This is a genomic window from Helicobacter pylori, from assembly GCF_016755635.1.
GTDB lineage: Bacteria > Campylobacterota > Campylobacteria > Campylobacterales > Helicobacteraceae > Helicobacter > Helicobacter pylori_CQ.
This window is the reverse complement of sequence record NZ_CP051500.1, coordinates 961,853-985,832: the sequence shown is the minus strand read 5'-3', so window position 1 is coordinate 985,832 and position 23,980 is coordinate 961,853. Positions and strand designations below refer to the sequence as shown.

The following is a 23,980-nucleotide window of genomic DNA, read 5'->3' as shown; positions in this document are numbered from 1 at the left end:
AAAACGGGTAACAAAATGTCAAATCGTTTAAGTGATGTTTAATGATAAAAAAGATAGAATAATTCACTTTTTGAACGCTAATAAATTTCATTTACTGCTTGTTATCTAAAAATGCCGTTAAGGTGTAATGTAGCTATATTAATTTTATCAATCTTAGTTTCAAAATGAAAAATTTAAAAGGGCGATAACCTTAGTGAAAGGATAATCAATAAAACATTTAGGCAAAAAAGAGGTAAGAACCTTAGGGTTATCTTCGCTTGGCGGGACTTTAGAATTTTACGATTTTATCATCTTTGTATTTTTTACGAGTATCATTGCTAAACACTTTTTCCCAAACACGCTCAGCCCTATTTGGTCTGAAATCAACACTTATGGTATCTTTGCTGCAGGCTATCTGGCACGCCCGCTTGGCGGCATAGTGATGGCCCACTTTGGGGATAAATTCGGCCGTAAAAACATGTTCATGCTCTCTATTTTACTAATGGTGATCCCAACCTTTGCACTCGCTTTGATGCCAACTTTTAATGATTTGGTGGGTTTTGGCGTTGATAGCATGGGACTTACCCCTAAAAATGCTCATTATCTTGGTTACATAGCTCCTGTTTTTTTGGTGTTTGTTAGGATTTGTCAAGGCGTCGCTGTGGGTGGTGAATTGCCTGGCGCTTGGGTTTTTGTCCATGAGCATGCCCCGCAAGGCCAAAAAAACACTTATATCGGTTTTTTAACCGCTTCTGTAGTTTCTGGGATTTTGCTTGGGAGTTTGGTTTATATGGGGATTTACATGGTTTTTGACAAGCCTGTTGTTGAAGATTGGGCTTGGAGGGTTGCCTTTGGGCTTGGAGGGATTTTTGGTATCATTTCTGTGTATTTGAGACGCTTTTTAGAAGAAACTCCTGTTTTTCAGCAAATGAAGCAAGACGATGCCTTAGTCAAATTCCCGCTTAAAGAGGTGTTTAAAAACTCTCTCTTTGGTATATCAATCTCCATGCTTATCACTTGGGTTTTAACCGCTTGCATTTTGATTTTTATCCTTTTTGTTCCCAATTTTACCCTTACGCATCCCAATTTTAATTTCACTCCTTTTGAAAAAACCTATTTTCAAATTTTAGGACTTGTTGGTATTGTAAGTTCTATTGTTTTAACCGGGTTTTTAGCCGATAAAATCAAACCACACAAAGTTTGCATGGCTTTTAGCGTGGCCTTTGCCTTTTTTGGCTTTTTATTCTTCAAAGAATTTTATTCTAACGCACCAAGTTTAGTCAATACCATAGTTTTATACTTTTTAGCGTGCTTTTGCGCGGGTATTATGAATTTTTGCCCCATTTTTATGAGCGATGTGTTTAGCGCCAAAATCCGTTTTAGCGGGATTTCCTTCGCTTATAACATAGCCTATGCTATAACCGCTGGCTTTACCCCTCAACTTTCAAGCTGGTTAAACGCAAAAGCTATAGCAGCGCCTGAAAGTTTGCAAAGTTATGGTTTAAGCTTTTATATTTTTGTGGTTGCTTTAATCGCTTTTATCGTATCGCTTTTAATGGCGCCAATTTACAACAAATCTAATACCCAACACGAAGGGTCGCCCACAGACAGCATGAAGGATGCGCAAACCTTTGAGTGATTCAATCAAAATTTAGCCGATAGCGTTGGTGGGTTTTGGTGATGATAAAATTTTTTCGTTTTGGATCTCATTTTATTGTAAAACTCTTAAGGGGGTGGGGGGATATTATATTCCCCTCTGCAATCTCATTAAAATCCCCTAACCCCTATTTTTATTGGAGTAAGTGGTGATGAAATCCACCAACAATTCCACCCCACCGCCATAGCTCAATTGCTGGACTTTCTCACTGCTCGCTTTAGCGTAATTGTATTTGATGATGCCATAATAAGCTAATCCTATGAAATCATTAAAGTAGTTTTGATAGCCTATTTTAGCGTTAACCCCTAAAATAGGGCTTCTAAAACTTTGCGAAGCGCTTGAAAAACAAAATTTTAAAAACAAGCGTTTGTTTTAGGGTTTATTTAACATTAATTAGGCTGTGTTAATCAAAGTTTGGTAGGGAAAAGGCGTGTGTCAAATGGATGCACCAATCAAGACAGAATCTTTTCCATAAAAAGAGTGGGGAAAATCAAAGTCTCTTCGCCCAACTCCACCACGCAATCCTCTTCTTTGATGTGCACAAAACCCAGCTTTTGATAGAGGTTGCATGCCTTGATTTGACTTTTGCTCACATGCAGAGAGATTTTAGTATAGCCTTTAATGAAAGCGTATTTCTCCACGCTCTCATAGAGTTTTTGACCCAACCCTTGGGATTGATAAGCGCTATTTATGTGGAATTTGCACAGCTCGGCTTCTGTTTGATTGATACGATTAAGCCCACAGATCCCAATGAGCTTTTCACCCTTTCTCATTCCAAAAAATTCCCCGCCATGCTCGTGCAATTTTTGAACAAATTCGCTAATGCTGGGCAAAAGATCCAAGCGTTGGATAAACCCTAAAGGGTTATCAGCGATGCACTTGGCATAAAATTCTTCTAATTCAGTGGGGTATTTGGGCGAAAAAACTTTGATGGTCATGATTTCCTAACTTCCAAAGATGAAATGATCCCTTAATGAGCGTAATGATAACAATTTTTAGCTTAAAATAACAACGCCTTGTATGATAGTTTTAAAACCCTTTTTGATTATCCCACAAGCGGATATGAAGCCTATCGCTCAGCCTGAAACCATGCTTTATGGCTAGGGGGGCTAGGGTTTTTAGATTTTTGTCTAGCTCGTTGTTATTTGTGCCTAAGGGCATTAAAAAGATTTCATTATTTTTTAAGGAGAGTTGTTTCAAAAGGCTTTGAATCTCTGTAATAGATTGAGCGGCGTTTTGACTCTCCAATACGAATTTAAAATGCGCGCTTTTAGCGTTATTTAAGATATTTTGTAAGGCTTTGAGGTTGATCCGCTTGCTTTCTTCCTCCAAAGAAAAAGAGAGTTTGACGCTTAGGGTGAAATGCAATTCTTTTAAAATAGGGCTAAATTCAAAAAAAATAGAACCATTACTCTCTACACATAAAGGGATTTTTTGGCGATAAAAATGCTCTAAAACGCTCAATAAAATAGGGTTATTGAAATACAAACTTGGCTCCCCACCTGTAAGAATGAAATCAAAATCCTTATAATTAGGGGCTAAATTAACTAATCGCTCAATCAAGGGCTTAGGCTCATTGTAATAATCCCAAGATGTTTTGAATTTAGGATGCACCGCATACAAGCTGTCGCAACCTGTTAGGATTTCATCATTGAATAAGGTTTTACAATTAAAGCCCTTGCATGAAAGGTTACACCCCCCTAAGCGCAAAAAAAGACTGGGCTTGCCTATCCTTTTTCCTTCACCTTGTAAGGAAAAAAAGCTCTCAACAACCGGGAGTTTCATGGGATTTGGTGTAAGGGCTTAGCGTGAAAAAAGCATTGTTTTTCATCGCTGATGATTTTATGGAAAAAATCCTTATCATGCCACAAACTTTGAATGCCTTGCGAGAAAGAGACGCAATTTGGATGCACTAAAGATTTAAAATGAGGGTTTTCTAAATCTTTTAAAAAGCTTTCAGCGTAGCCGTTTTTAGTCTCATGCACGCGCACGCTAGAGACTTTTAACTCCCCTTCATTATTAGAAAAAACGCTTTTTTGTAAAATCCTTGAAAGGTAGTATAAAAACATAAGAGCGTAACTCTCCGCGCTCAAATTAAACGAGCATTTCACGTAACGAACGCAATGATTTTCTATAAAACGCTGGAACTCAACGCTTTCTTTGTCCCAAAAATGATGGGCATGATCAAACGACTCAATGAAAACTTGCATCTCTTGTTGCATCAGCCCAAAATCTAACGCCATGTTCGCGTTATCCAAGCGGTTGGTTTCAATAAAGACTTCCACTTCGTAATTATGCCCATGGATATTTTGAGCGCATTTTAAAGAAGAGCAATTACGCACCACATGGCTAGCGCAAAATTTATACAATCGCCTGATAACCATTTCATTCTCTATAACATGGCTGATAAAGGGGCAGTCTTAAATTGTAGTAGTAGCGTTCAGGGCGGTTAAAATCAATGCGTTTGATCGTGCTTTTAATCAAATCCCTATAGAGCATTTGATAGCCACAAGTCCTCCCGCTCACGCTCCCATCCACATATAAAACCCGTTTTTGCAGCACCACATCATACCAATCCAAAATAAAATGCGAATTAGCACTCATTAAAATTTGCTCGCTAAAGCCATTGATAGCGTAGTAATCGGTAGGGGTTTGGGAGCAATAAAACTGCCCCCCAAGAAAATAACAAGGTTTATTGACTTGATCGATCAGTTGGTAATTGTATTGGTAGAACGGCACAGCTGAGATGTTACGGACAATGCGCGCATAGATCACATTTTTGGCTTTATCTAGTGGGAATTCCGCTTGCGTGAAGACATTGTAAAAGCCTAATTTTTGCAATTCATAAACAATCACATTGATATAATAAGAAGTCATCGCATCGCTTCTGTCATAAGCCACCACGATAGTGGAGTTATAGTTGAACAAATAATCCCCTGTAACTTCTGAATAATACCCCATGTGCAAGCGGTGCTGGCATGCATTAAAGAAAAAAAACACCCCAACAATTAGCCCTAAAAAAGCCAAGCGGTGATTTTTACTCACTTTAACATTCCCTTATGCCAAGATTCCAAATTTTTCAAATCATCATAACTGGTTAAGTCTAAATTTAAAGGCGTGATAGAAACATGGTTTGAAGCAATAGCGTCAAAATCAGAGAGTCTGTCTTCATTTTCGCGCTTTTGCCATTCTAAAGGGTGTAACCCTAGCCAAAAATAGCTTTCATTTTTGGGGTCTGTGCGTTTATGCACTTCTTTTTTATACAGCCTATAGCCCTTAGGGGTGATGCGTTCGCCCTTATATTCTTGTAAGGAGCAATTAGGGACATTCACATTCAGGAGTTTGCGCCCCTTTAAGGGGTAGCCTTTGGTGAAAATGTTTTGGACTAAATCCTGGATAATCTTTTGAGCTAGATCAAAACTTAAGGGAGTGTTTTTGTTTTTGTTAGAAAGGATTTGAGAAATCGCAATGGAAGGCACGCCCTGAATGGTGCCTTCAATCGCTCCGGCCACCGTTCCCGAATAAATCGTGTCTTCGCCCATGTTAGATCCAAGATTGATCCCTGAAATCACTAAATCAAAACAAACATGTTTAAAAAGCTCATTGATCGCCAAATACACGCAATCGCTTGGCGTGCCATCATCAATCCTGTAATGCCGGCCTTCTTTGCCCTTAATTTTCTCCGCTCTTAAAGGCGCGGTGATCGTGATGCATTGCGAGCATGCGCTTTTTTCATGCTTGGGGGCGACCACATAAATTTCTGCCATGTTTTCTAAAGCTTGTTCTAAAGCTTTAATGCCTTTTGCATGGTAGCCATCATCGTTGGTGAGTAGAATTTTTTTCATGTTTTGCCTTTAAATAGAGTGTTCAATAATGCGTTTAAATTTTCTTGCAATAAAGGATAAGCGGATTTTAGTAGATTTAAATCGTTTAAAACCTCTGTTTTTAAAGTTTGAGCGTAATCATTCGCCTTCTCTAGCCCCAATAAATTCACAAAGCTGTTTTTAGCGCTGTCTAAATGAGTGGTTTTACCGCTTTCTTCTTCATCTTGTGTAACATCTATAATATCATCTAACACTTGAAAACAAAGACCCGTTTTTAACCCAAAAGCCTGAAGCCATTTAAAAAGCTCTTTATCTTTAACACCGCTCGCAACAAGCCCCATCATCAAGCTCGCGCTAATCAATTTAGCGGTTTTATGCTCGTGTAAGAAAGTGAGCTGCTCTAAATTTAAGGGCGTGTTTTCAAAATAGCAATCCAAAGCCTGCCCTAAGATCATGCCTTTAATCCCCCCATTAGCGCTTAAGATTTTGACTAATTCCACAATGATATGGCTTTCTAGTAAAGCGTTTGAAAGCAATTCAAAAGAGTAAGTGTTGAGTGCATCGCCGATTAAAACGGCTGTGGTTTCATCGTATTTAGCGTGTAAAGTGGGGTGGTTTCTCCTTAAAGCGGCATTATCCATGCATGGTAAATCGTCATGGATGAGCGAATAAGTGTGCAAGCATTCAATGCTTAAAGCGATTTTAAAATATTCTGTTTGTTGGTTAGAATAATCTTTTTGACCCACTAACGCGCAAAGCACGGCTAAAAAAAGCTTAGGGCGGAACCTTTTGCCTCCATTAAGCACCATTTCAAAAAAGGCTTTTTCCAAATAAGGGTGGAAGCTTTCAAGGTGTAAATGATGGTTTTTTAAAAAGCTTTCAAAACGCTCGCACTCATTATAATAAAAGGATAAATTAGGGTTATTCATGCACAGAATTATAACCTAAGATTTTAAGAGTTGCATAAATTCAGCTCTGGTTTTAGGGTCTTTTTTAAAGAGGCCTCTTAACACGCTTGTTTTAATGATCGCATTTTGCTTTTGCACCCCTTGCATGCTCATGCACAAATGCTTGGCTTCACAAACCACGATCACGCCCCTTGGCTCTATGATTTCATCAAAAGTTTCTGCAATTTGAGTGGTCAGCCTTTCTTGGATCTGCAAGCGTTTGCTATAAATTTCAATGAGTTTGGCGATCGCGCTAATGCCTACAATCTTTTCCTTAGGGATATATCCCACGCTAATATTCCCAAAAAAAGGGAGCAAATGGTGCTCGCAAGTGGAGTAAAATTCAATGTTTTGAGCCACTATCATTTCATCGCAAACGCCTTGAAAATACGCGCTTTTTAAAGCCACTCTAGGGTCTTCTTTATAGCCTTTATACAAGAATTTCCATAATTCTTGAACCCTTTTAGGCGTCTCTTTTAGACCTTCTCTATTCTTGTCTTCGCCGATATTTTCAAAAAATTGGTTGAAAAAATTTTCCATTTAGATCACACGCTTTCTTAAGGATTGGATACGATTTTTAACGCTAGGGTGGGTGCTAAACATTTCAGCGTTAAAAAGATAGGCCGCTGATCGGGTGGAGTTCTGATCTATGCCCTTGTAATCGTTGTTGGTGTAATCGTTGGAAATTTTTTGTAAGGCTCTAATCATGGGCTTATTGTCATGCATTAAAAACGCCGCCCCGCTATCGGCCATGTATTCTCGTGTGCGGCTCAAATACATTTGTAAAATAAGCGTTAAAAAAGGCAAAATGATCTGTAAGAGTAATAAAATCATTCGGGCTAAATTCGCCCCACTATTCTTGCGATTCCCCATGAAAAAATACACGCTAAAATTAGCCACTAACAGCATGATATTGCTTAAAATCCCCACGCACATGGTCAAGCGGATGTCGTTGTGCCGTATGTGGCTGAGCTCATGAGCGATCACGGCTTTCAATTCATCTCTATCCAACCTCTCTATTAAAGTGCTTGTAAGAGCGATAAGAGAATTAGATTCATCCCACCCGCTCGCAAAAGCGTTCATGTAAGGGGCGTTAATGATATAAAGCTTAGGCTCAAAATGAAGATTAGCCTCTTCTAAAAGCTCTAACAAAAGGCGATGGATTTGATTTTCTTTAGAGCTTAAAACCTTGCTTGTGTCAATAAGCTTGTATTCATCACCGCTTAACATGATAGAGCTAAAATTTTGGATACAAACAACAATAATGACAAAAGCCACTAAAAACATAATCATGGTGATTGCAGGAAAAATTTGAAAAGTGATGAGTTTAAAAAGGGCTATGCCTAAATCATTAGCGTTGATTCTAATAGCATCCACCAACAACCCGATAAAAGCAAAAATCACGCAATAAGTGGCTAAAACTGCGTTCGTTTTGAGCCTGTTTTGCGCGATAATCTTTTCAAAATTCGTCATCATTTTCTCCTTTCTCATGCTTGATTTCTTTGAGCAACGCGCTCGCATAACTCCCTTTAGGCAAGTAAAATCCCAATTCAAATTGCGCTTTTTCTTTGATATATTGAGAAGTTACATTTTCTGCAAACACCCAAAAAAACCGCCTGGATCCTAGCGTTTTAGCATGGCTATTTAAAAGGTTATGCTGGAATTCTTTTTCAATCTCTAAACTCAAATTTTTTGCATAAAGAGCTTTTTTGCCATCTAGTAACCCAGTAGGCACAGCTTCTTTGTTTAAAAACCTTTCGCTTTCTTTTTCTAATTCTAAAGCGTCAAAAAACTTCCCATAAGGGTAATGGCGCATCACATCGCCTTCTAAGATTTTAAAGGGGTGGGCTTGGTTTTTAAGGGTTTTTAGGGTGCTTGAATGGACGCTTAAATTTTTTTGTTTAAAAAATTCTAAATTTTCTTTGATACTAAAATCGCTAATGATTTTACTGATTTCTAATCGTTTGCTTAAAAGCGAATTAAACAAATAACTTTGATAGCTTGAAATTAAAAAAGCGTTTAATTTTTGATGGGCGAATTTCGTTTTATTTTGTAAGATTTTTAACCCTTCTTTATGGTTGTCATTGAACTTCCCGAAGCGTTGCGAGCCAAAATAATTAGGCATGCCAAACTGCACGATTTGTTCTAAAACCTGCTTTGTTTTTTGAGCGTTTAGGGGGGTCATTTTTTTAAAACGCATAAAAAAGCGATTCCCTTTCAAATGCCCTAATTTGATTTTATTATGGTGGTAATTCAAAGACAGGATTTTAAGGTTTCTTTCTTGAAAGTTGCTCGTATTTTTTTCTAATAAAGGGGCGTATTTTTTAGGGAGTGAGATGAATTGAGTCGTCAGTGCGTTTTTATCTTTCAAGCCCGCATAACCCAATTCAGCGATTTTTACCCCTAAAATTTGAGAAAAAATGTGAAGCATTTCCAAAGTGCTTAAACCGCTTTTCCTCACTTGAATAACGGCATGTTCGCCCGTGTTGCTAAATTCATACAAAGGCACTTCATGCACGCAAAAATCCCTAGCGCTAGAATTGAAATGAAAATCAATGCTCGCATGGTTATAAGCATGCAATAAGGGCATAAAGTTTAAATTCATGCTTTGATCCTTGAATTGAACGCCCTTGAGAGCGAGACTGAGTCAATGTTTTCAAAATTCACTCCAGTAGGCACGCCTTGAGCGATTTTGGTGAAAGTGAGATGGAGGTGTTGTAATTTATCTTCAATATAGAGCATTAGAGAATCGTTAGCCAAAGTGGGGGGGAAAGCAAAAATGATTTCTTTAATGTTTTCTTCAATCAGGCGTTTTTCTAGGGCGTTAAAATCCACTTCTTCTATAGAGTTTAACACATAATAGCGCCCTAAAAAGTCCTTTAAGTCTTCTAAAATAAACACGTCTCTTGGGTGTAAAACCATGCAAAGCTGAGAATTTTGCCTACTCTCATCAGAGCAAATCTCACAAACCTCACTCTCACTGAGCGCGTTACAAGATGTGCATGTTTTAAGGTTTTCTAGCGCGTTCTCTAAAGCGTGCGTGATTTTGAGCGCCAGATAAGGGTTTTCCAAACCCAAATGATACGCCATTTTAAAGGCGGACTTTTTACCCACATTGGGGATCTTTTCTAAACAATCCACTAAATTTAAAAAGTGATTCAAGCTGTTTTTATAAGTATTCATTCTGTTAGTATATCAAACTTAACTCCAAAGGGATCAAAAGGGTTTTTATTCATTGTTTTTTAAAAAATCGTTTCAAATTTATGGATAAAAGCGTTATAATGCGTTATCTCAATTTTAAGGAATAACATGCCGTTTATCAATATCAAACTTGTGCCAGAAAATGGAGGGCCAACAAACGAGCAAAAACAGCAATTGATTGAAGAGGTTTCAAATTTGATGGTTAAGGTGTTAAACAAAAATAAGGCTTCTATTGTGGTCATTATAGATGAGGTTGATTCTAATAATTATGGTCTTGGGGGCGAGAGCGTCCATCATTTGAGGCAAAAAAACTAAATCTAGTTTTTAAAATTCAAAGATTGCGATACGCTAAAACATTTAAGGGGGTGCTTATTTCTACCCCCCCCTAAAAACTATAAACATAACTCACATTAAACATGACAAGGCGTTTGAAAAAGAGGGAAGCGTTTAACCCTTTGCCATGCGTTTCATAAAAGGAATTGACTGCTAAAGGGATTTTCAAGCCCATTTCAAAGCCATTGTGCCTATTAACATTCACACGAACCCCAAAATTCAAAGGGATTTGAAAAAAACTCGTGTGCATTTTAGCTTGATAACCCGTCAAATAATTGTTGATAAAATCCCTTTGACTCACCCACATGCCTAAACCACTCCCTACCCACGAACTCCCCGCTAAAGCAAAGCCTATATAAAAACCCACGCTCGAATGTTTTTTTGCGTTATCAATGAAATTATAAAGATAGTCTATTCCAAGCCCATAGAGATGGTTATTCATTTTGCCTAAACCATCAAAGCCATTACCCACAAAACCAAAATTAGTGTAACCATAGTCATAGAACAGGTAATAGCGAAACCCTTGATTTTTTTTCTTGCTAAAGAAATGCTTATACCCTACGCTCAAACTCACCCCATACATGCTTGAAATGTTTTTAGAATAAGAGCTAGGATCCAGCGCGTTCAAAGAATTTGAAATTGCAGCGATCTGAGAAGACAAAGAAGAAAGCATGCGGTTTTGAGATTGAGCGAATTGCAATTCTAAATTTTTTAAGTTTTCTGCTAATTCTAAAGGGTTAGTAATGGGTTCTTGCATTTTTTCCAACGCTTGGGCTAATTGGGGGTTAGATGCAACGCCCCCACTAAGCATGACTATTTTTTCAATGTTTTGAAGGGTGGATTGGAGGTAGTATTGCTCGGCTTGCATTTCAGTGGGGGTTAATTTGGAGTTGTTTTTTAAAGCGTTGTTGATGTAATTAAAGGTGTTTTGCATGTTTGTGATTTCATTTTTAACTTGATTGAGTTTGTAGATTTTGTTTTGAGCGTTAGAAATGATTTGGATGCGTTCTTGATTCAAAAAAGGGTTATTATGCTCAACAGCATGACTAATGGAATATTCAAACCCCACGCTCGCATACGCCCCATTTTCTTCAGCGATACCAAAAGATAAAAATAAAGATAAAGATAAAAAAGAAAATAAGGTTTTTTGCATGGTTGATCCTGCTATGAATTGGGCTTGTTAAAAATGGGCTTAATGATACCATTAAAAAGCATAGCGCATACCAATATTTCCGGTGATATTAATATCTTTATAATCAAGCCCAAACCTAGCCCCAATGCCCGCATTCACATAAAAGGTTTTGAATAACCTTATCTCCCCGCCTGTGATAATGCTAGCAAAAGTGTTGTATCTGCCACCATCTCTATAGCTTAGGGTGTTATTACCAATAAAACGCACCATTTTATCCCCCATAGAATTAATGAATAAATCTCTGCCCACATCCGCAATCACAAAATAATAAGAGTTTTTATTGAAGTAGTGCCGACTTTCTAGGGCAAAATTGATCGTTAGAACGGATTTTTTATTAGGGTCAGCATTGGCTCTGAATTGGTTGTAAATAGGATCATCCATAATACCCCTTAAACTGGATAGGCCAATGTAATAATAGGCTAAGCCTACTTGGGGTTTAAAAATAACGCTTTTATCTTTAAACATGAAGTCATAGCCATAATTGATTTTAGCGTCAGTCGTCCAAGTGTCGTATTTATAAGACTGATTGATGATTGAGAGTAGTGGGTCATAAGAGTTGATGAAAGTTTTATTGTATCCCCAAGTCTCATTCAAGCTCATCGTTAATTCGCTTCTTTTGATAAACGCTCGGCTATAAACACCTATATTGACATTGCTAGAGCCTGATTGAGTGATGTTTGCATGAAACCCGCTATACCCATAAGCGGCATAACCCCCCACAATCACGCCCTTAATAAATCGGTCATACCCTACATTGATACCATATAAAGTCCCAGTGCCTCCATTAATAAAACTAGCCCCTCCAACTCCTGTCGCCCACACATTATTTTTGACTCTGTTTCTTTGAGAGTATTTTAAAATCACATCCATAGCGTTAGGGATCGCATCAGCGAATCGCTTGTTTTTAAGGGCTTCTAAGCGTTCCAAGAAATCAGAACGAGCGAAAGTTGAAGTGTCAGAGAGCTTGGCTAAACGGCTCATTTGCTGCGTGTAGGTGTTGATCTGTAAAATATTGGTGGCGTCATTTTTAAAATCAGGGTTAGCGATGACTTCTAAAGTGTTAGCAATATCTCCAGCGATCGTGGTTAAATCTTTTGTGGAGTGGCTCTCTAAATAATAGGGAGCGAATAAAGGGCTTCCCTTAGTTTCAAAGATTTTATTGAGCCAATTAATCGCTTGACTGCCTCCAACTTGATCAATACTATCCACGCTTTGAACGCCCTGAATTTGAGCGATATATTGTTTTAAAGTGGGGGCTTGTAGGTTATTGATAGGATCATTAGAAACAGCGATTTTCACTTTATTATAAAGAATGGAAGTGTAAATATATTGATTTTGAGAGTCCTTAAAGCCTACAACTAAACCGCCATCTTTAATGCTCACGGCTTGCCCGTTATAGGTTAAGCCGTTGTCGCTCATCACCATGTGCTTGCCATTAATATCAATGAGCGTGTAAAGCTTAAGGTAATTATCTAGGCTACTGCCTCCTGTGATTTGGTCGTTATAGCCGTAATAAATGGCCTTAGCGCTATCAATAAGCGTGTAAGTGCCTGTTTCTTTTGAAGAAGTGTTGAACTGGATTAAAGGGTTATTGTCATTAGCCATGATTGTCGCACTGCCTTGAGCGTTGATAATGGCATGGCTAGCTGAATGGCTAAGGTTAAACACCAAATCGCCATAGCTGTTAAAATTCCCCATGACATTCAAACCATTGGCGTTAGTGCTTAAAGTCGCTTGTTGGTTTAAGGTGAAATTACCATTAATATTGGTCGTAGAGTTAGAGGCGTTGTTAAAAGCGTTAGTGATCGTTAAATTATTGGCTTGCAAGGTCGCATTTTCATTAAGATTGAGCGTGCCTATGACGCTGTTATTTGTTACTTGAGACAAATCAATAGCCCCATTAGAAGCGATTGTGCCTAAGAAAGTGAAGTTATTAGCGTGCACGCTTAAAGATTCATTAGTGGGGGTTACGCTAGAGTTTGTAGAAGAGCTGTTTTTGGTTGTGGGGCAACTGGCTAAATTGACACAAATTTCCCCTTTTTGAACGCTCACGTTATTCAAACCCGCATTAAGGCTTAAGCCATTCGTAGCGTTTAGGGTGGTGATATTGATATTGGAAACATCATTAGAAGCAAAAATCAATGTGCCTTGATACTTGCTAAAGTCAATCGTATTATCGCCATTAAAAATAATAGACTTGTTGGCGACAAAATTCAAACTGCCCCCTGTAGCGTTGCTAAAAGAGCTGTTATTGACAAAAACATAACCATTGCTTAAAAAGTTAAAATACCCTTTTTGCCAAAAATCATGCAAGCCCCTAGGCGATAAAAGAGCGCCTAAATCGTTTTCTTTGAGCGCGTTTTGTAAAGAGGGCGGCAACACGCTCCCTAAACCTTGATTATAAACGCCGCTTAACCCGCCTTGAGAAATAATATTATTAATGATATTATTCACTAATCCTTGACTTTCTAGCTTTTTAACGACATTTTGTCCTAAAAACTCGTTCAACAAGTCATTCGCTACCACACCAATGTCTTTTTGCAAGCTTGTAGGGGGGTTAGTAATATCCTTTAAAATCACGCTTAAAATAGAGCTTAATTCAGAAGCGTCTATATACCCACCGATAAAATTCAAAAGCCCTTTATCGTCTAGCATGCTTTTTAAAGACTGCTTAGCAAGGTAGTTTTCTATGATGGATGGGGTAACAAAATTGCCAAAAATGCTTAGTTTTTTACTGATAATATTTTGGATTGCATTCATGACTCCGCTATTATTCAATAAATCATCTAAGTTATTTTGACCTATAAGTTGGCCCAAGGTTTCATTTTGCAAGCTAGCGGGCAATTCCTTACTCAAAGGGCTTAGAGCGTTTTCTATAAAGTTCCCTAAACCGCCGGCTTGCTTGATTTTTTCCATAGCCACTTGACTAAGGACATTCGCTAAATTCCCTTGATTAAAGATTTTATCAATCCCTTCTTGACCCAAAAGATTAAAGATATTGTCTGTAGCCTGAGCTTCTATGTTAGCTTTATTCAACACTAAGTTATTAGCGCTTTGAAAGGTTACATCCGCGCTCCCTCCGCTTTCAAAAGCGTTACCACTTCCAATTGTTCCAGTGATATAAATGCTTTTAGCTTTAAAATCAGCGTTAATGTAGCCTAAATAAGGGGAAGTTGAGCCTAATAATTGCCCCAAGTAAGTGTTTCTAAAAGAAGAACAAGTGGTGCTATCTAGCACGCAAGGACTGCTATAGCCATTGCCCCCAAACCATATAGAGCTAGTAGAGTTTGTAACATTATCTTGGGTAGCGCCTATAATTAGATTCCCATTATTAAAGGTTTGATTGATGTTGTCAGTCAAATGGTTGATCGTTTCTAGGAGCGCTTGCTTTTGCGCTTGGGTGATTTTAATCCTGTCTAAGAGTTGCAACACTTCATTGATGTTAGTGATATTGTCTAATTGGTTGGATTCAATCATTTCTTTTAAGGTAGCGGAATTTTGAGAAAGGATCCCTAAAAGCGTTTTTAAATTCTCGCTAGAAAAACCCTTATTGTAGATATTCAAACTACTCAAAGGCTGGTTGAACGGGCTATAAGTGCCTGGGGCTTGAGGCGTTTGAGAGCCTTTAGGGGTGAAAAGGCCTTTAATGTTGCTTGTCAGGTAATAAGTGCCTACTTGATTGTCGCTATAATCATAGCTATAGCCGGTAGGATTTTGCTTAGAAGCTTGGTAATTATAAAGCTCAGGAGCGATATTAAAAATAGTGTTAGAAGCCGAGTTAGGGTTATTTAAAACTTCTATGGTTAAATCCCCATTTTTAATGCTCTCTTGAATGATTTGAGAAGAATTGAGAGGGTTTATAAACGACCAAGTTTGAATGTTGTTATTATCGCTATAGGTAGCGTTTTGGATTTTCATGCCATAAAAAAGGATTTTTTCATAGCCATTAGCCCCACTAATGCCAGTAATCCCTTTTTGAGCGTTTAGGATGTTGTAAGTTACAGATTTTGTGATGTTGTCAAAAATATTGATGTCAGATAAATTAATATCCCCATTATTCCCTAAAACAAACTGCCCGCTAACGCTCATTAAAGCCTTAGCTAAAGAGGGCGTATAACCATTAAAATTTAACGCTCCATTAGCCGTAAGGTTATTAAAACTCAATGAACTTGCGCTGTCAAAATTAAAGCTTGCTGTATTAATAGTCGTGTTGCCTCCAAAATCAGCCTGGCTTGCGCCTTGAAAATTGATATTAGCGTTTAAAGAGCTTGTGTTATTGGCTGATAAAACGCTATCGTCTAAATTGATAGTGGTGTTGTTTGAAAAACTAGCGCTAGAAGCGTTGAGCTTGCTATTCGCATTAAGACTGAGTGTCCCGCCATTAAAAAAGAGGCTATTAAAGGCCGCTTGACTCCCATTATAAATATTGAGACTCGCTTGATTGTTAAAAGCGCTCGCACCGCTTGCGTTCAAAACGCTTTGATTGTCTAAACTTAAATTAGAATTATCATTAAGCGTTAAAGAATTTTTAAAAGTGGCTTGACTTTTATTGCCAAGCGTGATATTGGCGTTGTTTTGCAAGGTTGTATCGCCATTAAAGTTCAGCAAACTTTGAGAGCTGAGCGTAAAACTCGTGTTGCCCAAAAGCTGTGTGGTAGCGTTAAAATTGCTTGTCCCCCTAGAATACAAGACATTAAAAACCGCTTGCGTGTTGTTGAAAATAAGGCTATTAGCCTGCAAATTATAGATCGCTCCCCCATTCAAACGAGAATTGTTAAAGCTTAAAGAATTAGAAGCGTTAGCGCTGATAACACTTGATCCTCCAGGGTTTGTAAAGCCGCTAAACGAAGCGTTAGAAAAGGAAATATTCTTAGCACTAAAACTGAATTTCCCCCAAGTCATATCGCTAAAATTGGAATTGGTTACGCTGATATTATTTAGAGCGTCAAAAGCGGCATAGGAATGCTGACTGGCCCCCGTTTGAATCATTTTAGTAACGGTTTCAGCGTTATTGTAATTCAAGCCATCCATAGTGATATTATCGCTTGCTTTAAAGGTGATGTTCGCTCCCCCACCATCTGAATTTGAAACGCCTTCACCGGTTTTAAAATTATTGGTCAAGTAGATGTTAGCCGCATTAAAAGTTCCCGTGATATAGCCAAAGCCTCCATGCCCTATCCAAATCAACCCATTATCATTCACGCTCTCTGTGTCATTCCCTATAACTAAAGTGCCATTTTGGATATTCACGCCAAAACTTCTTCCAAACAAATTAGCTGTATAGGTGCTGAGCGTGTTGCCGCTTTGACCGCTCTGTCCTGAAAGATTGGGATCAATATAATAAACCCCTTTGTTTGAGTAAGTTTGATTTTGAAGCCAATAAACTCCATTCCACACATTCGTTGTGGGTAAATTTTGAGTAGGGGGTGTGGGCGGGACTTTATTAGGGGGAGTGTTTGGCGTGGTGTGTTTTGTAGGAGTGGGTGTGGGGCTTGTAGGCTTAGCGTTAGCTATCGCTTGTTTCAATCCCTCTTGCTCGCTATTAAAAGTCTTTTCTTCATTCTGTAAGGTTTGTTCATCTTGTTGTTCTTGTTTTTGCACTTGATTGAAAGCTTGTTCACTAAAGCCTGTGGTGGAGTTGGCTAATTGTTTGATTTGAGCTAAATCTTTTTCTAAGGCTTGCTCATCTTGTTGGATTTTTTGGTTGGTGTTTTCTAAACCTTGAGCGTCTTTAGCGATAGTGGGATTTTTGCTTTGAGTGTAGCTTGTATCATTGCTTGCGATCGTGTTGTCGCTAGTAACATTATTCAAAGCGTTTTGGGAATTAGCTACATCCTCTTGATAGGTTTGTTGGGCTTGAGCTTGTTCTTGTTTTTGTTGTTGGGCTTGCGCTTGTTGTATCGCTTTATTTAAACTATCTTGTTCAGTATTAAAAGCGTTTTCATCATTTTGTAAGGTTTGTTCATCTTGTTGTTCTTGTTTTTGAGCTTGATTGAAGGCTTGCTCGTTAAAGCCTGTGGTGGAGTTGGATAATTGTTTGATTTGAGCTAAATCTTTTTCTAAGGCTTGCTCATCTTGTTGGATTTGTTGGTTGGTGTTTTCTAAGTTTTGAGCGTCTTTAGCTACAGTAGCATTTTTGCTTTGAGTGTAGCTTGTATCGTTATTTGCGATCGTGTTGTCGCTAGTAACATTATTCAAAGCGTTTTGGGAATGAGCTACATCCTCTTGATAGGTTTGTTGGGCTTCTTGTTGTAAATTGTCGCCTAAAAACTGAGTGGTAATGGATTGGTTGCTAAAGGTTTCTTGTAAGGTTTCATCTTGCCCGTTAATGTCAAAGGTTACATCATAAGTGTTATTGCCCACTTCAACATGGCTGATAGCCTTATCGCCCTTATAATTGATTAGATCCCACAAATAGCTTTGATAAACCCCATACTGGATCGCTCCGTTTGTAGTGAGAATATCATAGGTTTGATTATTATTAAGGGTTTGATTGAGGTTAAAGATCGCACCAGAATTAAAAGACACACTGCCTTTAAGGCTAGCAAAAGGCGAACTTGAATTTAAAGTGTTAATGCCTGAAAAACTCACCTTGCTGGTATTAAAATTATAAGTGCCTTGATTGAAGGTGTTGTTATTAAAGCTAGTATTGTCATTAAAATTATAAGTGCCTTGATTGAAATTGCTGTTTTCAAAAGTGGATTGGGTGCTATTAAAGTGATAACTCCCTTGATTGAAACTACTATTATCAAAGCTTGAACTTGTGCTGTTACTAAAATGATAAGTGCCTTGATTGAAGCTCGTTTGATTGAAGGAGATAGCGCTATTATTGTTACTACCGCTGAAATTAAAGCCCCCATCAGTGTCATCTTTAAAGCTAGAGCCACTGACCTTGATATTAGAGCCTTTAAAATTCATGTAAGATTTTTGCGTCCCTGCATCGCTGTTATCAAAACTCGCTTGATTGATAGTGATATTATTGGCCGCATTGAAATTGAGCGTGGCCCCACCACCATCAGCGTATGAGTTTCCGGTTGTTAAATGGCTAGAATTAAAATTAATCGTTTGAGCGTCATAAGTGCCTGTGATATAGCCTACATCACCCCCATTAATACCTGTGCCTCCAAAGCGGATATTCCCTCCCACATTAAGCGTGCCGCCATTGAATTTTTGCGTGAAACTAGCCCCACCAGCGCTATAAGTGGTAAGGGTGTTCAAATAATAAGTCCCAGAGCCTTGAGCGCTGCTAAAAAGGCAATAAGAGTTGTGCGTGGGTGAATTAGGACCGCTTTCAATATTATCTTGATAACTCCAAAACGACCATGACCAATAACGGCATTCGTTAGCCCTTAGGTGAGATAATCCCCCCAACGCTCCTATCAATAAAACCGAAGCTTTTAAAAAAGATTTGTTGCGATTAGAGAGCTTTTTAATGGATTTTGTTTTTTTATGGCGTTTTAAGGGCTTTTCACGCTTTAAGATTTGATTCAATGTGAAAATTTTCTTTGAGATCTTACTCAATTTGAAAGATCCCTTTGAAATAAACCTAGAAATCAATCTGGCCTTTTTAAACGCCATTTAAAACTCCAATCGTTTTTATTAAATCCCACATTATACAATTTGATGTTAAACAAACTCAAAAAGATTCGCAAAATGACTTAATAATGATACATAAACTGCGCCATATCCACCAAACGATTAGAATACCCCCATTCATTATCATACCACCCCATGATTTTGACCATATTCTCTAGCGTGAAAGTCAAATCAGGCGCGATGATAACGCTATTAGGGTTAGAAATGAAATCAGAACTCACCCTTTCTTTTAAATCTATCTCTAACACGCCTTTTAAAACCCCTTTAGAAGCTTCCATCAATAAATCATTGATCGGATCTTTAAAGACCTTTTTTTCTAAAAACAAACTCAAATCTATCATGGACACATCAAGGCTAGGCACCCTCACGCTATGCCCATGCATTTTATTTTTGAGATTGGGTAACACTTTATGCAAGGCTAGAGCGGCTTTAGTGGTGGTAGGGATAATGTTGCTTGCGGCTGCTCTTGAACGCCGTTTATCCAAAGGGTGGGCTAAATCAATGAGTTTTTGATCGCTCGTGTAGCTATGAATGGTCGTTAGCATGCCTTCTTTAATGCCAAAAGCTTTATCTAAAATCGCGCAAATGGGCGCGATAGCGTTAGTCGTGCAAGAGGCGTTAGAAACAATGGCCTGGTTTTGATAGAGAAAATGATTGACCCCATACACCAAAGTAGGGTATTGTTTTTCATCGTATTCGCCTATAAAGGGAGCGGATAACAGAACCTTTTTAGCCCCAAGCAAAAGGTAATTTTCCAGCGTTTTAGGCTCTAAAAACTTCCCTGAACACTCTATGATAACATCCACGCCTTTCAAGTCTTTGATGCTATTAAAAACAGGGATTTCTAACGAGCCGATAATAAGCCTACCATTAGAATAACGCGCCTCTTTATTGAGCAGCCCATGCACGCTATCATGCTCTAAAAGATAAGCGAGGATTTCCCAATTAGCAGGGTCATTGATGCCTATCACTTCTAAGTGAGGGTTATCGCTACGCTCTAAAATCGCTCTTAAAACGCATCTCCCAATGCGGCCAAATCCATTGATAAAAATTTTCATTGCAACTATTATCCTATTTTCAGACTTCAATTTCAATTTTAGGGGGTTTTGTTTGGTATTTTACTACATTTTGCGCTATTATATTGGACCTAGCTGTAGGTTAATTAAAATTATTTATTGAGTTGAAATCAAGGAGTAAAACATGGCATTGTATGACAGAGCGAATTCTCGTAACGCGTATGCAGAAGATTCTTTATTGCATGAAAGCGAGCTGGTGGGTTTTGTTAAAACGACTTACAAGTTCTTTGCGGGCAGTTTGTTATTAGCGACTATCGGGGCGTTACTAGGTTTAATGAACTTTCAAGCCGTAGTGCAGTATAAATGGGTGTTTTTTATCGCTGAAATTGCGGCGTTTTTTGGTTTGATGTTTTCTAAATCTAAACCCGGATTGAATTTATTCATGCTGTTTGCTTTCACTTCATTATCAGGGGTTACTTTGGTGCCTTTGTTGGGTATGGTGATTGCAAAAGCTGGTTTAGGAGCGATTTGGCAAGCTTTGGGCATGACGACTATTGTTTTTGGTTTGATGAGCGTGTATGCCCTTAAAACTAAAAACGATCTAGCGAACATGGGTAAAATGCTCTTTATCGCTTTGATTGTGGTGGTGGTGTGTTCGCTCATTAACTTGTTTTTGGGTAGCCCCATGTTCCAAGTCGTCATTGCGGGAGCGAGTGCGATTTTATTCAGTCTTTATATCGCTTATGACACCCAAAACATCGTTAAAGGCATGTATGATAGCCCCATTGATGCGGCGGTGAGCTTGTATTTAGACTTTTTGAATGTCTTCATTTCTATCTTGCAAATCATTGGTATTTTTTCAGACAGAGACAAGTAGTTTGAAAAAATAGGGGGGGATACCACGCAAAAACCTAATAAAAAATATTTTAAAATATTGATAACGCTTCATTTTATATTCTTTCTTTAAGGATTAGTTATGCCTAAACGCACCGATATTTCCAACATTCTACTGATAGGATCAGGCCCTATTGTGATCGGGCAAGCTTGCGAATTTGACTACTCAGGGACTCAAAGTTGTAAAACCTTAAAATCTTTAGGTTATAGAGTGATTTTAATCAATTCTAACCCGGCCACCGTGATGACTGACCCTGAATTTTCTCATCAAACTTATATCCAACCCATCACTCCAGAAAATATCGCCGCTATCATCAAAAAAGAAAAGATTGACGCTATTTTACCCACAATGGGCGGGCAAACCGCTTTGAATGCGGTCATGCAGATGCATCAAAAGGGCATGTTAGAAGGCGTGGAGCTTTTAGGGGCTAAGATTGAAGCGATTAAAAAAGGCGAAGACAGGCAGGCTTTCAAAGAAGCGATGTTAAAAATCGGGATGGATTTGCCTAAAGGGCGTTACGCTTATAGCGAGTTAGAAGCCCTAGAAGCCATTAATGAAATTGGCTTTCCAGCCATTATTAGAGCGAGTTTCACGCTAGCTGGGGGAGGGAGTGGGGTCGCTTATAATATTGAAGAGTTTCAAGAATTGGCTAAAAACGCCCTAGACGCTTCGCCCATTAATGAAATTTTGATTGAAGAGTCCTTATTGGGGTGGAAAGAATACGAAATGGAAGTCATACGAGACAGCAAGGACAATTGCATCATTGTGTGCTGCATTGAAAACATTGATCCCATGGGCGTTCATACCGGCGATAGCATCACGATCGCTCCAAGCCTCACCTTAACCGATAAAGAATACCAACGCATGCGCGATGCGAGCTTTGCGATTTTGAGAGAAATTGGCGTGGATACGGGCGGGAGTAATGTGCAATTTGCGATCCACCCAGAGACTTTAAGAATGGTTGTGATTGAAATGAACCCACGAGTGAGCCGCAGCTCCGCTCTAGCTTCAAAAGCGACCGGGTTTCCTATTGCAAAAGTCGCTACCATGCTTGCGGTGGGTTTTAGCTTAGATGAAATCAAAAACGATATTACCAACACCCCGGCGAGTTTTGAGCCTAGTTTAGATTATATCGTGGTGAAAATCCCTCGCTTTGCGTTTGAAAAATTTGCCGGTGTTTCTAGCACTTTAGGGACTTCTATGAAAAGCATTGGCGAAGTGATGGCGATAGGGGGGAATTTCTTAGAAGCCCTACAAAAAGCGTTATGCTCTTTGGAAAACAATTGGCTAGGGTTTGAATCGTTAAGCAAAGATTTAGAAATGATAAAAAAGGAAATCCGCCGGCCGAATTTCAAGCGCTTGCTCTATATCGCTGATGCGTTCAGGCTTGGCGTTTGTGTTGATGAAGTGTTTGAATTATGCCAGATTGACAGGTGGTTTTTATCTCAAATCCAAAAGCTAGTCAAAGCAGAAGAAAGCATCAATTCTAGCGTTTTAACGGACGCCAAAAAATTAAGAGGGCTTAAAAATTTAGGCTTTAGCGATGCTAGGATTGCCGCTAAAATCAAAGAAAATGAAAATTTAGAGGTGAGTCCTTTTGAAGTGGAATTAGCCAGAATGAATTTGCAAATCGCGCCCCATTTTGAAGAAGTGGACACTTGCGCGGCGGAGTTTTTATCGCTCACGCCTTATTTGTATTCCACCTATGCCCCCAATCCTTTGCCCCCTGTTGAAAACAAACAAGAAAAACAAGAAAAGAAAATCCTAATCATAGGCTCTGGGCCTAATCGTATCGGTCAAGGCATTGAATTTGATTATTGTTGCGTGCATGCGAGCTTTGCTTTAAAAGATTTAAACATCAAAAGCGTCATGCTCAATTGCAACCCAGAAACCGTGAGCACGGATTATGATACAAGCGATACGCTCTATTTTGAACCCATTCATTTTGAGTGCGTGAAGAGCATCATTCAAAGGGAGCGAGTGGATGGCATTATCGTGCATTTTGGGGGACAAACCCCTTTAAAACTCGCTAAAGATCTAGCTAAAATGCAAGCCCCCATTATTGGCACGCCTTTTAAGGTGATTGATATTGCAGAAGATAGGGAAAAATTTTCCCTCTTTTTAAAAGAGCTTGACATCAAGCAGCCCAAAAACGGCATGGCTAAAAGCGTTGATGAAGCCTATAGCATCGCTAATGTGATTGGTTTCCCTATTATCGTGCGCCCTAGTTATGTGCTAGGCGGCCAACACATGCAAATTTTAGAAAATATTGAAGAACTGCACCATTATTTAGAAAGCGTTACGCATGCTTTAGAGGTTAGCCCTAAAAATCCGCTCCTCATTGATAAGTTTTTAGAAAAAGCGGTGGAATTAGATGTGGATGCTATTTGCGATAAAAAAGAGGTCTATATTGCCGGCATTTTACAGCACATTGAAGAAGCCGGAATCCATTCAGGCGATTCGGCATGCTTTATCCCTTCCACTCTAAGCCCTGAAATTTTAGATGAAATTGAGCGAGTGAGCGCGAAAATCGCTCTGCATTTAGGCGTGGTAGGGCTATTGAATATCCAATTTGCTGTTTATGAAAATTCGCTGTATTTGATTGAAGTCAATCCCAGAGCCAGCAGAACCGTGCCTTTTTTAAGCAAGGCTTTAGGCGTTCCTTTAGCCAAAGTTGCGACTAGGGTTATGGTGTTAGAAGATTTGAAAGAAGCCTTGAAGTTTTATGATAAAAAAAATATCGTAGAATATTCTAAAGGCGTTTATAAGCCTAAAATGCCCCATTTTGTGGCTTTAAAAGAAGCGGTTTTCCCTTTTAATAAACTTTATGGATCGGATTTGATTTTAGGGCCTGAGATGAAAAGCACCGGCGAAGTGATGGGGATTGCTAGATCTTTAGGGTTGGCTTTTTTCAAGGCTCAAACGGCTTGCTTTAACCCCATTAAAAACAAGGGGCTTATTTTTGTCTCTATTAAAGATAAGGATAAAGAAGAAGCATGCGTTTTAATGAAGCGATTGGTTCAGTTAGGCTTTGAATTGTGCGCTACAGAAGGCACGCATAAAGCTTTGGAAAAAGCTGGGGTAAAGTCTTTAAAAGTGCTTAAAATTTCCGAAGGCCGCCCCAATATCATGGATTTAATGATGAATGGGGAAATCAGCATGGCTATCAACACCAGCGATCACAAATCTCAAGATGACGCCAAACTCATTCGCGCTTCTGTGCTTAAAAACCATGTGAGTTATTTCACGACTTTAAGCGCGATAGAAGTCTTACTTTTAGCGTTAGAAGAAAGCTCTCAAAAAGACGAGTTATTAGCCTTACAAGATTATTTGAAGTAAT

At 38.7% G+C, this 23,980-nt stretch carries 18 protein-coding genes; 4 read left to right on the top strand and 14 right to left on the bottom strand.

What is annotated here, in order from left to right:
• Positions 1 to 208: 208 nt before the first annotated feature.
• Positions 209 to 1,618 carry an MFS transporter gene (locus HG567_RS04545; protein WP_202140240.1) on the top strand — a complete coding sequence of 470 codons (1,410 nt, stop codon included), beginning with the start codon at positions 209 to 211 and terminating at the stop codon, positions 1,616 to 1,618.
• Between the two features lie 138 nt (positions 1,619 to 1,756).
• On the opposite strand, the gene HG567_RS04540 is transcribed toward HG567_RS04545, so the two are convergent.
• From HG567_RS04540 to recR, 11 genes are all read right to left on the bottom strand, one after another.
• Positions 1,757 to 1,999, bottom strand: coding sequence for an outer membrane beta-barrel protein (locus HG567_RS04540; RefSeq protein WP_000478805.1), 243 nt, complete (start codon positions 1,997 to 1,999; stop codon positions 1,757 to 1,759).
• Between the two features lie 89 nt (positions 2,000 to 2,088).
• Entirely contained in the window at positions 2,089 to 2,574 is a 486-nt protein-coding gene (locus HG567_RS04535) for a GNAT family N-acetyltransferase (RefSeq protein ID WP_165535356.1), read from the bottom strand.
• Between the two features lie 91 nt (positions 2,575 to 2,665).
• Positions 2,666 to 3,421, bottom strand: a complete 756-nt coding sequence (locus HG567_RS04530) for a 7-carboxy-7-deazaguanine synthase QueE (RefSeq protein ID WP_202139341.1) — start codon at positions 3,419 to 3,421, stop codon at positions 2,666 to 2,668.
• The gene (locus tag HG567_RS04525; RefSeq protein ID WP_202139340.1) at positions 3,418 to 4,020 is read right to left on the bottom strand and encodes a 6-pyruvoyl trahydropterin synthase family protein; all 603 of its coding nucleotides are present in this window, start codon (positions 4,018 to 4,020) and stop codon (positions 3,418 to 3,420) included. The genes HG567_RS04530 and HG567_RS04525 overlap by 4 nt, the downstream gene beginning before the upstream one ends.
• 1 nt (position 4,021) lies before the next feature.
• Complete coding sequence (locus tag HG567_RS04520; protein ID WP_000041789.1) at positions 4,022 to 4,681, bottom strand: hypothetical protein; 660 nt, start codon at positions 4,679 to 4,681, stop codon at positions 4,022 to 4,024.
• Positions 4,678 to 5,481, bottom strand: coding sequence for a 5'/3'-nucleotidase SurE (gene surE / locus HG567_RS04515; protein WP_202163689.1), 804 nt, complete (start codon positions 5,479 to 5,481; stop codon positions 4,678 to 4,680). The genes HG567_RS04520 and surE overlap by 4 nt, the downstream gene beginning before the upstream one ends.
• Entirely contained in the window at positions 5,478 to 6,389 is a 912-nt protein-coding gene (locus HG567_RS04510; protein WP_128078787.1) for a polyprenyl synthetase family protein, read from the bottom strand. The genes surE and HG567_RS04510 overlap by 4 nt, the downstream gene beginning before the upstream one ends.
• Before the next feature lie 15 nt (positions 6,390 to 6,404).
• Positions 6,405 to 6,947 (bottom strand): GTP cyclohydrolase I FolE, encoded by a 543-nt coding sequence (gene folE / locus HG567_RS04505; protein WP_000426968.1) that lies wholly within the window; start codon positions 6,945 to 6,947, stop codon positions 6,405 to 6,407.
• Positions 6,948 to 7,880, bottom strand: a complete 933-nt coding sequence (gene htpX, locus HG567_RS04500) for a zinc metalloprotease HtpX (RefSeq protein ID WP_237392950.1) — start codon at positions 7,878 to 7,880, stop codon at positions 6,948 to 6,950.
• The gene (truD, locus tag HG567_RS04495; RefSeq protein WP_202139338.1) at positions 7,867 to 9,012 is read right to left on the bottom strand and encodes a tRNA pseudouridine(13) synthase TruD; all 1,146 of its coding nucleotides are present in this window, start codon (positions 9,010 to 9,012) and stop codon (positions 7,867 to 7,869) included. The genes htpX and truD overlap by 14 nt, the downstream gene beginning before the upstream one ends.
• Positions 9,009 to 9,590, bottom strand: coding sequence for a recombination mediator RecR (gene recR / locus HG567_RS04490; RefSeq protein ID WP_001099625.1), 582 nt, complete (start codon positions 9,588 to 9,590; stop codon positions 9,009 to 9,011). The genes truD and recR overlap by 4 nt, the downstream gene beginning before the upstream one ends.
• A gap of 126 nt (positions 9,591 to 9,716) precedes the next feature.
• Between recR and HG567_RS04485 the strand changes: the two genes are divergently transcribed.
• Complete coding sequence (locus HG567_RS04485) at positions 9,717 to 9,923, top strand: 2-hydroxymuconate tautomerase family protein (protein ID WP_202139337.1); 207 nt, start codon at positions 9,717 to 9,719, stop codon at positions 9,921 to 9,923.
• A 70-nt stretch (positions 9,924 to 9,993) separates the two neighbouring features.
• Here the strand turns inward: HG567_RS04485 and hopJ are convergent, their stop codons facing one another.
• From hopJ to gap, 3 genes are all read right to left on the bottom strand, one after another.
• Positions 9,994 to 11,094, bottom strand: a complete 1,101-nt coding sequence (gene hopJ, locus HG567_RS04480) for a Hop family outer membrane protein HopJ/HopK (protein WP_202163688.1) — start codon at positions 11,092 to 11,094, stop codon at positions 9,994 to 9,996.
• Positions 11,095 to 11,145: 51 nt separating this feature from the next.
• A complete protein-coding gene (locus HG567_RS04475) occupies positions 11,146 to 18,711 on the bottom strand; it encodes a vacuolating cytotoxin domain-containing protein (protein WP_202163687.1) in 7,566 nt (2,521 codons plus the stop codon).
• Between the two features lie 80 nt (positions 18,712 to 18,791).
• Positions 18,792 to 19,787, bottom strand: coding sequence for a type I glyceraldehyde-3-phosphate dehydrogenase (gap, locus tag HG567_RS04470; RefSeq protein WP_202139334.1), 996 nt, complete (start codon positions 19,785 to 19,787; stop codon positions 18,792 to 18,794).
• 142 nt (positions 19,788 to 19,929) lie between these two features.
• Between gap and HG567_RS04465 the strand changes: the two genes are divergently transcribed.
• Positions 19,930 to 20,622 (top strand): Bax inhibitor-1/YccA family protein, encoded by a 693-nt coding sequence (locus HG567_RS04465; protein WP_001240271.1) that lies wholly within the window; start codon positions 19,930 to 19,932, stop codon positions 20,620 to 20,622.
• A 99-nt stretch (positions 20,623 to 20,721) separates the two neighbouring features.
• Positions 20,722 to 23,979, top strand: coding sequence for a carbamoyl-phosphate synthase large subunit (gene carB, locus HG567_RS04460; protein WP_202163686.1), 3,258 nt, complete (start codon positions 20,722 to 20,724; stop codon positions 23,977 to 23,979).
• The last annotated feature ends 1 nt before the right edge of the window (position 23,980 follow it).